The organism is Phormidesmis sp. 146-20, from assembly GCF_052939475.1.
The window spans coordinates 131,547-145,751 of the sequence record NZ_JBJPHT010000005.1 but is presented as its reverse complement, the minus strand read 5'-3'; the positions used below and the strand labels follow the sequence as shown (position 1 = coordinate 145,751).

Below are 14,205 nucleotides of genomic sequence, written 5' to 3'. Positions count from 1 at the left end.
CTTTTCACTCAAACCTCAGCCTGTTCTAAACCTTTTTCAACCAGCTAAACATGGCGCGAAGGTCTTTGCCGACTTCTTCGATCGGGTGTTCTGCTTCCCGACGGCGCATCGCGTTAAATCCTGGTTTGCCTGCCTGATTTTCGAGGACAAACTCGCGCGCAAATTGTCCGGTTTGAATCTCAGACAAAATCTTTCGCATTTCCAAGCGCGTCGCATCGGTGACAATCCGCGGCCCGCGAGTCAGATCGCCATACTCTGCTGTATTGGAAATGCTGTCGCGCATTGTAGCCAGTCCGCCTTCGACGATCAGATCGACAATCAGCTTGACTTCGTGCAGACACTCAAAGTAAGCCAGTTCGGGCTGATAACCTGCTTCGACCAGGGTTTCAAACCCGGCTTTGATCAATGCACTCAACCCGCCGCACAGCACCACTTGTTCGCCAAACAGATCCGTCTCGGTTTCTTCGCGGAATGTGGTTTCAAGAACGCCGCCTCTGGTGCCACCGATGCCCTTGGCATAAGCCATTGCCCGATCGCGGGCCTGTCCTGACGCATCTTGATAAACCGCAAACAGCGCAGGCACACCTTGACCTTGCTCATAGGTACGCCGCACGAGATGACCGGGGCCCTTGGGCGCAACCATCACCACATCGACATTGGACGGAGGCACGATTTGGGCGTAATTGATGTTAAAGCCGTGGGCAAACGCCAACACGTTTCCTTCGCTGAGATTGGGTTCGATTTCCTGGGTGTAGACCGATCGCTGCACTTCGTCGGGGAGCAAAATCATGATAAAGTCGGCGGCTTTGGTGGCATCGGCCACACTATGAACCGTCAGCCCCGCATCTTTGGCTTTGATTGCAGACTTGCTGCCAGGATACAGTCCGATAATCACGTTGAGACCGCTGTCTTTGAGGTTGAGGGCGTGGGCGTGACCTTGAGAACCGTAACCGATGATGGCGATCGTTTTTCCAGCGAGTAAATCGAGATTGGCATCCGCGTCGTAATACATCCGCGCCATGAGAAAGTCTCCTTGCAGCAAGTCTTGATGGGTTATCAGAACTCTCAATTTTATCAGAAGGAAGCCACAAAAATTGGATGGTGTCCGGCGTGTCGAGAATTCTGTTGTACAGTATCTTCGTCATTCTTTTATGGAGGCGATCGAGTCGATGTCTACCCCTCACACTTCACCGTCCCCTTCTTTTTTGCGATCGCTGGCTCGATTTTTTGGCGAATATTTTATCTACTTGCTGCCGTCAGCGTTCATCATTTACTTAGTTTTAGAGTCTTATCAAATTGATTTTCGTCCCTATTACATTGCAGGTAAATCAATTTTATTTGGACTTGATCCTTATCTAAATCATGTGAATGATCACCCAGAATTTTATACCCCTGTCAATGCAAATATTTCTCCAGGTTCAGGCTTTATCTATCCCCCGTTTGCATCGCTATTATTTACCCCCTTTGCAATGCTGCGTTACGCAAACGCCAAACTGTATTACAGCATCTTTATTTTGATTCTATTGTGGTTGTTATTGTTTGAGTTAGTCAGATATAGCCAATTTGAAACAAAAGGTGAAACGCTGCTGTTTGTGATGGCTAGTTTTCCAGTATTTGCCAACTTTGAGCGAGGACAAATTGATATTCTGGTTTGTTATCTGACGATCCTCTCGTTTCTCACTTATCAACGTCGTCAACCTCAAGCAATTTCTGGATTTCTCTTAGCACTGGCCTGCTGTATCAAGCTGTTTCCTGGGATTGCCGTTCTCTACTACCTGTACAAGCGAGAATATAAGCTAATTGCTTACACGTTTGGGTTTATTGGGTTTTTATTTTTATCACCGATCGCTTACTTTGGCCCGGCGATCTACACCAGCTACGTCAAACGAATTTTGCCTCAGTTTTTTGGCGCTCTATCGAGTCCAGTTCCGATCAGTACGCATGGTCAGGCAGTTGTCGATCGCGTGGTCAAATCCTTCGACAGCAATGGATTAAGAGCAACCCATGATTTTGTTCACGGCTACATGAATCCCTTCTTGAGAAATAATCTGGTCGGTGCGGTGATTGTGGGAGCGATCGCGTTTTCAGTGCTGCTTTACTATCTGCGTCGTAGCCCAGTTGAACATCAGTTTTTCTCGGTGATGAATTCGATTTATCTATTCAATCCGCAAACCTGGATTATGGGCCTAGTTTGGTATATTCCTCTGTTTGTTTACCTATTTGGAAAAGCCAATCATTTAGGAAAGTTTGTATTAGTTTTGCCGCTGATGATGCCGCCTTTTACAAATACTAATGGAATGTTAGCGTATGCAATTACGCTTGCCTTTGCCATTCCCAAATCTCGCGATCGTCTCACCAAAAGTCAAAACTTACTTGAAGTGTGAAAGTGAAATGTGAAAGAATTGGACTCTGGAGGCTATTGGTTGTATTTCTGAAATTGAGCAAGTTCATCCAGTAGGGTTTGCTGATCTTTCCACAAATCAAGTCGGCCGTCTCGGTAGATTTTGGCAATGAAGGGAGCGGGATTTTTATGGACAAATTCTTGCATCGAAACAGCCACCTTTTGAAAAATGGCAATCATGTCAGCCCCAGAAAGATTTTGAGCGGTAAGCGTAAACATTTTGATCCCGGCACTTGCTACAGCAATCCTTTCTAAGGTGCGCTTGCCAATGTTTTCATCCTTCGTCAGCACAACCCAGCCTCTTTTGCCAACTTCTGGCAGCCAGTCTACATCTTGAGCATCCGCAGCAAAATGGTCGCTATGAATTTCGATAGTGATGCCTGCGTTTTGAAGCGCTTCGGCGATACGCTTGCTGCCTAGACAGCGATCAATGAAAAAGGTGATTTGAGGGGTCATGCAGCAGCCGGAAGCTCACAACGAATGGCTTCTTCGATCGCAAGTCGCTCACAGTTGTAATCATCAGCGAGATCATCGATCGAGTCGCCTGCCTGATAGCGTTCTGCTAAAACGCGAGTGGCAATCCCGGTTCCAGCGATCACGAGGCGACCAAAGGCGATGCGGGGGTCAATGACGACGATGCGAGGGTTACTTGCTTCGTGAGAACGGGTGAAAGGATAAAGTTTGATTGCAAGTCCGGTATCATCAGGTTCAACCCGATCAAGGTGCTGATTGAGTGCATCTCTGAGTTCTAACTGTCCAGGTTTTGAAGCATTGATCAGAGAGCCGTAGCGATCGATGAAAAGGTCAATGCCGTCAGTCCGGAAGCTTTCATGAGCCAGGGGATGGGAGACTTGAAACTGCTCGCTTATGAAGTCGAGGGCGGTACGAACTTTATCAAGTTGAATTTTGTGATCTCTCCGGATGGCGCGAAGAACGTGAACTTCGATCAGGTTTGTGAATGAGAGAAGAATTGGATTACGAGCATGACGCACTGCAATCAGGGGCGCAAATTGTTTAGAGCCTTCGGTGGTGTTGTAGCGTCGTCCGACTGTCCAGGAACGAATGGTGCCTGTAGGAATGCGTAGATAACGGGCGGCATCGCTAATGGAATAAGTGGGGATGTTTCTGGGGTCAACGCCTCCGTATAGATTGCTCATAGGAGTGATTGTAAAGTTGATTCGTTTAATACGATTGTACTTTTGAAACAAAGATTAGGAAAGAAGATTCGATTTAAGAGGCTGAAGTCTGAAGACCTTCGTGCAGTCAGAGTCTATTTAAAGACGTTCCCCTTCATCGGTGGCAAATAAGCATTGCAGCACCACCCAGATCTCTATTCTGTCTGCTGCAAGAGAGTTGTTGGGTTGCGCCTATTGCATTATTGTAACAAATTGTAAATGAAGCAATTCGGTTCGTTTCGGCTCAAAGATTGCAGCAGTAGAATACAGATACTTATTGACCTTGTCGGATGGCTTTTCCCGTGTAGCAAAGAGTTGAACAAAGTGTGCTTCTTACCGCTTAACCAATATGAATGTTCTACAAGAGCTTGGAATCCTTGACACGATTAAAAATGCCTGTTACCTGTTTTTAGGGCTAATCACTGGACACATATTTTGGGAGCTATGTGAACATTATTGTGAGAGAGCAATCTCCTACGTTAACCCCTTGCTATTCATTCTGACACTTTGTTGGGGAGCAAGTGGCTTCTTTTTTCTGCCACCAATCTTTCTTCCTGCTGATCAATTTCTACAGTATGCCTTCCCAGACTGGGACATTCCATTGTCGCTACTACTCAAGTCACATTTCTTACAGCATCGTAGTTGGTTGTTTAGTTCTACCCTAATACCTCTTGCTTTCTTGAGTATAATTATTCTTCAATCTATTCTTACTCAAAAAACACTCCAAAAGAGACGATTTTTAATATTTTTACTCAATTCTTTGCGGGATATTTGTGTTGGTTTTTCAGTTGGAATAACTGCTCATCTAATTGGAGATTTAATTTTTCAGTGGATACCTGCGAGAGATACAGGTATTGCCATTGCAGGTTGGCAAAACTTATATTCTTATACCTGGTTTGTATTAAGTCTGCTGTTTGGTTTTAGTATTCCACTCATATCGATAGGTAAAGCAAAGCCTAACTAGAGTGCTTGTTAATTGTCCTTGTGCAACCCAACTTCGACTACCAGCAGGACGTACAGGAAAAATGGTTTGCCCAAAATATACTCACAGCTTCAACGCTACAACTCTATAAAAATATTAGCAGACCATGAAAAAATCAAAAGAGGTTGTTATTGCTTTTTCTATCTGTGCAGGAATTGCTGTGGTTGCTGCTGGTGCAGATCTTATGACATCAGAAAATACAACTATCTATCTGAAGCCCGGCTTTAAACGACGCACTGAAATCGTTCATTCTAGTTTCACTGAGCAAATACAAGAATATTGTTCTACCCGCGATAACCCATATCAACATAGTAAAGAACCGAATATCCTTGTTTTAGAAGAAGATTTTGACCGTAAATCAATTCAGATTACTGTTGAAGCTGAGGGAACAAAACAGTTTGGTAATGGGTCAGACCCAGCAATCGTAATTAGATCTTCAGAGGGAAGGTTGAAGTGTAAGGATTATTATGATCAGGAAAGGGGAACTAGTGAGAAGTTAAATACCGATGAGCGAAATGTTGCCTTTAAACCCAAGGCAGGGGCATATCGAATGGAAATATGGAGTTATAATCAACCTGCAAAAACATATAGGATAACTATTATTGAAGAAGATCCTTGATCCCACGTTGCTGAAATAAATTTCAATCTAATGATTTGAAAAAGCTCTTTTATAATGATACTCATAGAATCGACCCCAGTAGATTTTATCTTCATTAGGTAGATTGTCAAACGTAGAGTCTAAAACATTTTCCTCCGAAGGAAAATCATGGGAGCTTAACAGTCTTTTATGAACTTCTGAGCTTTTTGCTTTGCTCTCATCTTGCTGAAGAAAATGTTCACGAAGAATATTATTTGTACATACTATTTTTCTAGTAGAATTGTACTTTTTCAATAATGACGAACCATAAAATTTCTCACACAATTCCATAGCTTGTTTTTCGCTCAAACACCATAGTTTGGCTAAGGTTGATATGGGGATGGAAATATCTTCTGGAAAAATAACCATTTCCCTAAGATGCTTCTTTTCCTCTTCAGCTAAATGCTTCATGCTATTCTCAAAATTCCTAGAGAGTTTTCTAGTTATGTCCTCACAAAAGTTCCATCCGTTCTCTTGAATATCTTCAAGAATACTTTCTATTGCAGCATTAGGTGTGTGCTTAAGTCCAATTCTTATATTAATTTCTTGTCTAATTAACTCTATTAGTAAAGGAAACTCATAAAGCTGATTAACTAAAATTTTTAGTATCTCAAAATCAATCTCATCCGCTTGCTTAAGCCTGTAGTAAAGAAGTAGAACAGATTCATCAATCCGTAGAGGATCTATTTGTATAGTTTTAGTAGATGCTTTTCCAGCGAAACTTCTTTTATTCCTAGTAGTGATCAGCCAAGTACAGTTTCTATCTCTACAACTAAGGAGTATTCTCAGATCTTCATACATTTGTAAATTATCTAACACGATTAGGCGAGGTTCGTCCTTCCATTTCTTTACAAGAGTAGTTGCAATGTCATCGCTGGTAAAACCTGTAAGATCTGATCCTATAGATTGCTGATGTAAGGTTTTCATTCCCTCTATAGTATCTTTTTCTTCCTCTAAATCTATCCAGAAGATATTATCTCCGAAATGCGAAAGGACTTCAGGAAGGCAACAAGCAAGCAAAGCTAAGGTTGTTTTTCCGCAACCAGCCGGTCCCCACAAAGCGATAACATCTTCTGATTGCTCTTTTTGCTCCTTTAAGAGATTTTTAACTACCTCTCCTAACTCTTGAGGACGATGCACGAAGAAATCATCAGAAATATTTTTCTGTAATCGCTGACGAATCCACTCTGGTGGAACATCACAAGTTTTCCGAATATCGCTACTGTTAACAGAATCTTGAGAGATATTCGTTGTTAAAGATGGGTACAACTGATAGACAGAGACATTGACGTTATCAATTGAGACTATGCCACCTTGAACGTTAACTCCAAGGCTTTCAGCTAACTTATTGGATACATCATTCATTGATCATTTAAGATATGGCACGTTAATATTCTGAATTGAGACTGTACCTCCTTGAATAACTGCCCCAATTCCTTCTGCCAACTTTCCCATATTCTGAACAGTTGGCTGTTGAGATGAAAAGGTAGCAGCAATTTCTCGAATGGCTTCAGTTAGTCTTGGGCTTGGATCTTGTGCTGCTCTCTCTGCTAATAGCTGAATTGTATTAGCCAATTCGGGATCTGTTTCTGCAAGTGCATGGACTTCTAAAACCGCTTGACCATAATCTAAAGGTTCTTCAGGAACTTTCTGGATCGCAGAGGCTGTTTCAGGGGCTTTTTGTCTAAGTGAAGTAAGAAACTTCTCGCTTTGATCAAATACCTTCTCACCAAGCTTCTCCCCTGTCTTTTCCAAAGCTTTAGTCATGACTGTTGCTGCGACAGCGGTTGCTGCTACTGTTAGTGGATCCATATAATTGCTGACCAAGACTAGTGGACTGTCAAGGTTGAAATGAGGGGTAAAGCCGTTTGAGTTTAACCCGTGCATCTTCAGTGGTAAACCGCCAATCTATCGTTCGCAATTGCGTATTTCTGCGCTGTTCCCAAGCCAGTGTTTCTCGTTGCAATGCAGGTTGGTCGGGAATGCGACGGTCGAGACATTGGCGGGCTAAAACACTGAGTTCAGTTTCTGCCATATTGAGCCAACTACCATGAACAGGCGTGTAGTGAAATTCCAATTTGTCAAGAATACGTTTGGCTTCTTGGGGTTCAAAGCTGGCATACAAAGCTGAGGGGTCATGAGTGTTGAGCTGATCTTGAACAACTGTGACCCACTCCGCATCCGGGTAACGCTCATCGACCAAGTATTTCATTGGCTGAGCATAATCTTGCTTGGTGCGGCGCTCGGTGACTTCCACATGTCTCCAACCCGCTAAAGGTTCGACAAACATAAATAGATTGCGAACCCCGTTGCGCTCATATTCGCAGTCATATCGAGGCGGGTGACCCGCTTCAATCGGCAGAGGGACTTGTGTTTCTTTGACCAACTGTTTGCTCGTTTCGTCAAAACAGACCACAGGGTAACGAGGGTCGTAGGGACGGGTGTACACGCTCAACACATCCTCCATGTAATAGACAAACGTTGCATTCGCTTCGGGGGGAATCACCCAGGATTCTCGCAACCAGGGCTTGAGGTCGTTTTTTCAGCGTTTGACGCACGGTCTCATGGGATACACTCTCGACATACTCCAATTCCACCATCCGGTCTGCTAACAGACGCAGGCTCCAACGCGCCTGTCCTTCAGGGACTTCACCACAGGTAATGGCAATCAGATGAGCTTCTTGCTCTCCATCTAAGCGTCGAGGCTTGCGTTGTTGCTGCACTTGCCGACTGAGAGCTGTCTCTAAGTTGGTTTCGACAAACCGCTGCCGCACCCGCTCAATGGTGGCAACACTAAGGTCTAAGGCTTGGCTAATGGTCTCATCCGTCCAACCACCGCCCGCCTGATTCGTGTCGGCTTTGAGCAAAATCCGGGCATGGTTCATTTTGTAAGCAGGGGCTTTGCCAGTGCTGGTAGATTGCTCCAACGCTTCTCGCTCTTCAGGTGTCAGAGAGACGATATATTTCTTTTTTGCCATGATTTTTGGTTGAAGGGGCACCTGCTCAAATTATCAACCAAATTACCCCTCAAATCAAAGCTGACAGTCTACTAGCTACAGCAGAGTTTTAGCTCAATTTACTTCACTTGCCTAGATAAACAATATTAATAAATGATTAATAACATAAAAATCTCACAGACGACCTGGATGGACAGCCCTACCGATAGCTTGAGCAGTCCAACAATCCCGTCTACCGACTTAAAGCGTCTGCAAACTATCGACTAAGGCTGAAATGGCACTCGGAACTTGACCAGCCGCCGTTTGAGTCGCGGCAATCAAAATCATCGCCACATCGGTTGGTAGCTGACGAACTAGAATCGTGCCGCCGATCGGTTGACTTTTTCCGGCGATCGTCAGGCTCCCTGTCCAATCGAGCTTGATGCCCCCTGGAATTGCTTGCCACTGACCCGGCTGAAATCCTTCTCCTTGCTGAAATGCCGTCTGAGCAATCTTGACCAGCGCATCGTTATCCGTTCCTTGTAGGGCGAGTTGTCCCTGCGATCGCACCAAAACCGTATAGGCCAAACTGCCGTCGGGCGACTCGATCAGCACCGATCCCGCCAAAGGACTGACTTTATAATTTTGCAAAATCCCAATCTTAAAGCGGCCTTCCGGGTCTTTGTATTCACCACTCACGGGCAAAGGTGGCGCAGTCGAAGCGGGAGACACCGGAGCGACCCCTTGCGGGTAACTCGGAGAGAGCGGACTGGGAGCCACCAGCGGCGAAGTGGGCAGTGGGGGAACAGGAACACCAGGCGCAGTGGGAGAAATCGTCGGTAAAGGAGCCACCGGAACGGCCGTCGGCGGCCCTGCGGGAGAAGCGGGAAGTGATGGAGAAGCGGTGGGCGGTTCAGCTTGGGCCCGACTCGATCCTGTCCAATTGTTTTGAATGAGCGTCGCAGCAACCAATAGGGCGATCGCCACTCCCATCCACCAGTTTCGCTGCCATCTCATCGCTCGTCTGCTCCTATCGACCTAAAATTGAGGGATTGTTTGATCCAAAAACACCAGCAACGCATCCGATCATCAAGGTTGCGAGCGTTGCCGCCCAGAGAGCTTTCCAGCCCAATTCGCTCAGGTCTTTGCGGCGAGACGGAATCAGACTAACAAAGCCACCGACAAAGATTCCGACCGAGGGCAAATGGGCAAAGCCACACAGCGCGTAGCTGACGATCAACAGAGAGCGATCGCTGATTGCTCCTCGATCACTCAACAGCGCCAATTGCTGATAGACAGGCACTTCTGTTTCCAACAACCGCCGCCCGATGAGAACCGAAGCCTGCCACAATTCCGCCCAGTTTAACGAAACGCCCGTCAAAAAAGTCAGTGGCAAAAACAGCGCCCCCATAATATTTTGCAGCGTCACGACTTCAAAAATCAGACCCAGACGACGCAAAAAGAGATTGCTGCTTTGGGCGAGAGAAGCCAGGTTGCCAAAAAACAAATTTACCAGGGCGACCAGTCCCAGAACCGCGATCAGAAGGGCCGCAATGGCGATCGCCAGTTTCACCCCATCCATTGCCCCGGTGATCACGCTTTCCATTGGATTCGATTCGGGCGCGTCCTTCGGTTCTTCTGGCAAGCTGCCCAGGGTTTTAGGCGTTTCTGTTTCGGGTACCAGCAGTTTAGAAATGACAAAGCAAGCCGGAATCGCCATGATCGAGGCAGAAACGAGGTGCCCTGTAATGTTAGGAAAAACGGGGCGAAGTAGCTGGGCGTAGAGGGCGAGAACCGTTGAAGCAGCGCTTCCGTAGCAGGAGGCAAGAACGGCACAAAGTTCACTCCGAGTCATGTCTGCCAAAAAGGGACGCACTACCAGGGCAGACTCAATGCCCACAAAAATGTTCGTAGCCCCGCTCAACGCCTCTGCGCCACTGAGATTCATCGTCCGGCGAAAGAGTTTGGCAAACAGACCAACGATCGGCTGAATTAGCTTCAAATAATAAAACAGCGACATCAGGGCGGAAAAGAAAATCACCGACGGCAACGCGCGAAAGGCAAACACATAGCCCAAATTTAAACTATCGGGGCTGAGGCGATCGCCCGCAACCGGAATATAAGGCGGCGTGACCGCACGAGCAATCCAGCGACCTGCCAACACGGGCCCCGGTACGGTAGAAGCGTCTGGGACTAATAAGGAACCAAAAATAAACCGAGCACCCGCCTCCGTCGCATCCAAAACGGCGTTGACGTTGGTGCTAATAATCTGAACGATCGTGCGCGTCACCGGAAACGAAAACACCAGCAGTCCCAACACCAATTGCAGCGCAATCCCCCAAATTACGACCTTCCAGGGAATCACACGGCGGTTTTCGGAGCCGAGCCAAGCGATCCCACAGAGGGCAAAAATCCCGACAAAGGACAAAAGATTTAGCCAGGTCATTTTATCGATATCGACCGATCACATCGTTGAATCTGATTCTCAGCAAGTCTATCAGCATTCGGATCGAGTCTTGCACAAGATTCACGGTTGAGTGTTTTGTTTGATGCTGGTCTGACACCTTCGCGGGGATTTCGGCGATCGTATACCCCCACTTTTTCGCCAAATAAAGTAGCTCTGCATCAAACGAAAAGCCTGTTAACTCGGAGTCCGAATCTTGAGATTCTGATTCACTCGATCGGTGGCGAATTACAATCCAGGTAGACCCAAGCAGAACGGTGAGATGACAGGACAAAAAATGATCAAATGGTTCAATCAGCGCCCCTGGTTACTGTTGCCATTTTTGGGGCTAATTCCATTAGCAGGATATGCGCTCAATCACACGCCACAGTCTGAGCCAAGTCCAGTTGCAGAGAGTCGCCCCAGTCCCGTTGCTTCGAGTGACCCGCAGGTCGTGCCCCCTCGTCCTTCCGCTTCCCCAACTCCTGCGCCCAAACCTACCAAATCGCCCTCTGCCAAAGCTACTCCGACGCTTACGCCCGTCAATCCTGCGTCGCTGACCAAAGAAGAAATCGCCCTCAACCAAAAAGCCAAAGCAGAATTTGCAGCCCTGCGCGGCACTGTGGATTCGTTTATTGAAATGCAGGTGTCGATCGGCAATGGGAATGCTTCGACGATCGCCTCCAATGCGGGTGCTACGATTCTGGATGAAAAAGGACGATCGCTGCACACCTTAGCCCTAGGGACGAACTATCCAGCCCAGTTAGCAGGCAGCGGGATTGCGGTAGGCGATCGCCAACTCCCGGCGGTTGTTTGGGTAGAACCTGATCCGAGGGGAGTTTTGTATTTGGGCGGCCGCCCTTATCATGGCAAGTTTTTGTTAGTCTCTCAAGCAGGTCGGCTGCGGGTGATCAATTATGTGAATCTCCGCCAATATCTGCACAGCGTTGTGGGCAGTGAAGTGTCACCGAGTTGGCCAATGCAGGCGCTCAAAGCTCAGTCGGTAGCGGCGCGTTCTTATGCGTTGACGTATTATTTTAGACCCGCCAATGCGCTCTATCACATGGGGTCAGACGAGTATTTTCAAGTCTATAGCGGCATCAAGACCGAAGCCGATACAACCCGCAAGGCGGTCGATCAGACAGCAGGCGAGTTTGTCAGCTATCGGGGGGGCATTGTCGAGTCACTTTATGCCGCGTCAGACGACATTGTTGCAGAAGCCTTTCGCGGCAAGGGAATGAGCCAATTAGGAGCCTTAAGCCTCGCCGAAAAAGGCTATTCTTACAAACAGATTTTGTCTAATTACTATCCCAAAACCGGGGTCGCTCGTATCGAAGAAGATCGCGAATAAGCAGTTGCAACCATTCCCAATCTCATCGGTCTGATCAACCCAAAGATGATGGGGACTACGTAGATAACGATTTAATTCGTGAGCCTTAATCTAAACAGACCTACTGAGGCTTGGGAGGCGTTTTAGAGGGGCCAAAGTAGGCTTTGTAGACCTCATGAGCGATCGGCACCGCTGATTCTGCCCCATAGCCGCCATTTTCGACCACCACCGCGATCGCGATCTGAGGGTCGTTGACTGGCCCATACCCGACATATAGCGCATTGTCACGCTGCCCCAAGACTTCTGCCGTTCCGGTTTTGCCAGCCGTCAGCGGAATCGAGCCATCATTTAACTGTTTGCCCGTGCCCTGCTGCACTACGGCGGTTAATCCCTGTCGAATCACGGCGATCGCTCCCGGACTCAGGCCTGTCGCTTCTCGCTGCATCGCGGGTAAGTTGGTTTGATCCGCCAAAAGATGAGGCTTGATCCGCCAGCCGCCGTTTGCGATCGACGACACCATCACCGCCATTTCTAACGGAGTCACCTGCACCACGCCCTGCCCGATCGACATACTCACCGTGTCACCGGGATACCACTCCTCGCCAAACAGTTTTTTCTTTTGCTCAGGGGTAGGAATGAGACCGTGATTGCCTCCATCTAAGCCCATTGTAGAAGTCTCGCCTCCGATGCCCAGACGGTGCCCCCATTTCGAGATTTCTTCAGGGCCAGCAGCGATCCCAACCTGATAAAAGAACGTGTTGCTGCTAAAGGCAAAGGCTTCTGGAAAGCCAATCACTCCATATCCACTGCCGCCGTGTTCATGAAAGGAAATGCCGCCAATGTTGATCGATCCAAAAGTCGCCAGCGTCGAGTCAGGAGAAAACTTGCCAGACTGCATCCCCGCCGCCGCCGTCACAACTTTAAAGGTACTCCCAGGGGGATAGCCTTGCAGGGCCCGATTCAAAAAGGGATGATCCTGGCTTTGCAGCGTCTCCCATTCCTTACCAGAGATTTTGCGCGTAAAGAGATTGGGATCAAACGTGGGAGCACTGGCCATCGTCAAGACGGCTCCCGTTTTCACATCCAAGACGACGACCGCCCCGCGACGATTGTTGAGTGCTTTTTCGGCGGCCTGCTGCATCTTGAGATCGAGCGTCAACCGCAGATTAGTCCCCGCGATCGGCTGCTGTTTGCCCAACAGTCTTAGCTCTTTGCCGATGGAGTCTACCTCGATCAGGCGATTGCCCCAGGTGCCACGCAGGGTTGCGTCTGCGATCCGCTCAATGCCCATCTGCCCCACGAGCATCCCCATCGGAAATTCGGGGTGCGCTTTGAGATCGTCTGCGGTGGCTTCTCCGATATAACCCAACACATGGGCCGCCAGACTGCCATTGGGATAGCTGCGATTGGATTCTGCCTGAATTTCGAGACCTGGAATGTCGCCGCCTTCTTGCAGGGCAATAAATTGAGGGGGAGTCAGCTTGCGATAGATCCGGACGGGAACGGCCGATCGATACCCCACCTTTTCCAGCTTTTTGAGAATTTCTTCTTTGGGCAGGTCGAGAGTTTTGCTCAGGCGATCGGCGGTCTGCTGCCATTGGGCCTGAGTTTGCTCACGCGGGTAGAGGTAGATTGCTCTTGATAGCTCGTTTGCGGCCAGAGGATTGCCCTTGCGATCGAGAACGTTGCCGCGATCGGCCACCAGCGGAGAGGGACGAATGCGGTTTTGTTCGGCGAGTTGGCGATTATGTTTGCCCTGAACAATTTGAAGCTGGGCGAGTCGAAACAAACAAACACTGATCAAACTTGTCGCCACCATCAGCAGCACAATGGATCGGTGAGAGCGCTGTGATCGGGTTTGGTTGACCCAAGAGGTAGATGCAAAAGAGAGTCCACTAGCCATCGTCTATCCAAGCTTTCCTATGCTGAAATATGAATTTGAAACCGGGGTGAAACTTTAAAAGAGACCCTAATGTTTGACAGAAGTTTCTGTCTGTAATGCTGTACGGTTGTTGGGTTTATAATCCTGTCTCATCCAAAGATTTGAAGACTTTTTACCTGACTATCTGAGAGCGTATTTTAAGCGATCGAGGAGTCAAAAGATAAGACGTTTAATTCTGTTTGATAGAGTTTAAAAGACTCACCCTCACCCTGCTCTTTAGCCTCACAAGCTCACTGCAAAAAAGCCTTCTCAGTATCCTCAGATTTTGGCTTTCTCTCTGCTAGATTCGCTACCTCTTTCTTACAATCCGGAGAATCGAATTCCTAAAAGGACGCTTTGATCGTCCCAAATCGACTTCT

Annotated in this window: 14 protein-coding genes; 4 read left to right on the top strand and 10 right to left on the bottom strand. The window is 47.6% G+C overall.

Annotation, left to right across the window (positions count from 1 at the left end; genetic code table 11):
- Window positions 1–25: 25 nt before the first annotated feature.
- Window positions 26–1,021: a ketol-acid reductoisomerase gene (gene ilvC / locus ACKFKH_RS06635; protein ID WP_446857466.1), complete on the bottom strand. Its 996-nt coding sequence runs from the start codon at window positions 1,019–1,021 to the stop codon at window positions 26–28.
- A gap of 73 nt (window positions 1,022–1,094) precedes the next feature.
- On the opposite strand from ilvC, the gene ACKFKH_RS06630 reads away from it, so the two are divergent.
- Window positions 1,095–2,384: a glycosyltransferase family 87 protein gene (locus ACKFKH_RS06630; protein WP_446857465.1), complete on the top strand. Its 1,290-nt coding sequence runs from the start codon at window positions 1,095–1,097 to the stop codon at window positions 2,382–2,384.
- A 32-nt stretch (window positions 2,385–2,416) separates the two neighbouring features.
- On the opposite strand, the gene ACKFKH_RS06625 is transcribed toward ACKFKH_RS06630, so the two are convergent.
- Together ACKFKH_RS06625 and ACKFKH_RS06620 are read right to left on the bottom strand one after the other, a co-directional pair.
- Complete coding sequence (locus ACKFKH_RS06625) at window positions 2,417–2,857, bottom strand: PIN-like domain-containing protein (protein ID WP_446857464.1); 441 nt, start codon at window positions 2,855–2,857, stop codon at window positions 2,417–2,419.
- Window positions 2,854–3,558: a DUF433 domain-containing protein gene (locus ACKFKH_RS06620; RefSeq protein ID WP_446857463.1), complete on the bottom strand. Its 705-nt coding sequence runs from the start codon at window positions 3,556–3,558 to the stop codon at window positions 2,854–2,856. The genes ACKFKH_RS06625 and ACKFKH_RS06620 overlap by 4 nt, the downstream gene beginning before the upstream one ends.
- A gap of 367 nt (window positions 3,559–3,925) precedes the next feature.
- Between ACKFKH_RS06620 and ACKFKH_RS06615 the strand changes: the two genes are divergently transcribed.
- Together ACKFKH_RS06615 and ACKFKH_RS06610 are read left to right on the top strand one after the other, a co-directional pair.
- Window positions 3,926–4,540, top strand: coding sequence for a hypothetical protein (locus tag ACKFKH_RS06615; RefSeq protein WP_446857462.1), 615 nt, complete (start codon window positions 3,926–3,928; stop codon window positions 4,538–4,540).
- A gap of 124 nt (window positions 4,541–4,664) precedes the next feature.
- On the top strand, window positions 4,665–5,177 hold the full coding sequence (locus ACKFKH_RS06610; protein WP_446857460.1) for a hypothetical protein: 513 nt from the start codon (window positions 4,665–4,667) through the stop codon (window positions 5,175–5,177).
- A 27-nt stretch (window positions 5,178–5,204) separates the two neighbouring features.
- Here the strand turns inward: ACKFKH_RS06610 and ACKFKH_RS06605 are convergent, their stop codons facing one another.
- The 6 genes from ACKFKH_RS06605 to ACKFKH_RS06580 all read right to left on the bottom strand — a co-directional run bounded on the left by ACKFKH_RS06605 (window position 5,205) and on the right by ACKFKH_RS06580 (window position 10,869).
- The gene (locus ACKFKH_RS06605; protein WP_446857459.1) at window positions 5,205–6,560 is read right to left on the bottom strand and encodes an NB-ARC domain-containing protein; all 1,356 of its coding nucleotides are present in this window, start codon (window positions 6,558–6,560) and stop codon (window positions 5,205–5,207) included.
- 3 nt (window positions 6,561–6,563) lie between these two features.
- The gene (locus ACKFKH_RS06600) at window positions 6,564–7,007 is read right to left on the bottom strand and encodes a hypothetical protein (RefSeq protein ID WP_446857458.1); all 444 of its coding nucleotides are present in this window, start codon (window positions 7,005–7,007) and stop codon (window positions 6,564–6,566) included.
- A 28-nt stretch (window positions 7,008–7,035) separates the two neighbouring features.
- A protein-coding gene (locus tag ACKFKH_RS06595) for an IS630 family transposase (protein ID WP_446857457.1) occupies window positions 7,036–8,173 on the bottom strand; the annotation gives its coding sequence in 2 pieces (ribosomal slippage) (window positions 7,036–7,738 and window positions 7,737–8,173; 1,140 coding nt in all).
- A 219-nt stretch (window positions 8,174–8,392) separates the two neighbouring features.
- Window positions 8,393–9,148 carry a hypothetical protein gene (locus tag ACKFKH_RS06590; RefSeq protein WP_446857456.1) on the bottom strand — a complete coding sequence of 252 codons (756 nt, stop codon included), beginning with the start codon at window positions 9,146–9,148 and terminating at the stop codon, window positions 8,393–8,395.
- A 13-nt stretch (window positions 9,149–9,161) separates the two neighbouring features.
- Entirely contained in the window at window positions 9,162–10,577 is a 1,416-nt protein-coding gene (locus ACKFKH_RS06585) for a NupC/NupG family nucleoside CNT transporter (protein ID WP_446857455.1), read from the bottom strand.
- A 1-nt stretch (window position 10,578) separates the two neighbouring features.
- Entirely contained in the window at window positions 10,579–10,869 is a 291-nt protein-coding gene (locus ACKFKH_RS06580; RefSeq protein ID WP_446857454.1) for a hypothetical protein, read from the bottom strand.
- Here ACKFKH_RS06580 and ACKFKH_RS06575 point away from each other — a divergent pair.
- Entirely contained in the window at window positions 10,858–11,925 is a 1,068-nt protein-coding gene (locus ACKFKH_RS06575) for a SpoIID/LytB domain-containing protein (RefSeq protein ID WP_446857453.1), read from the top strand. The genes ACKFKH_RS06580 and ACKFKH_RS06575 overlap by 12 nt on opposite strands.
- Before the next feature lie 100 nt (window positions 11,926–12,025).
- Here the strand turns inward: ACKFKH_RS06575 and mrdA are convergent, their stop codons facing one another.
- Window positions 12,026–13,807, bottom strand: a complete 1,782-nt coding sequence (mrdA, locus tag ACKFKH_RS06570) for a penicillin-binding protein 2 (RefSeq protein WP_446857452.1) — start codon at window positions 13,805–13,807, stop codon at window positions 12,026–12,028.
- Window positions 13,808–14,205 lie beyond the last annotated feature (398 nt).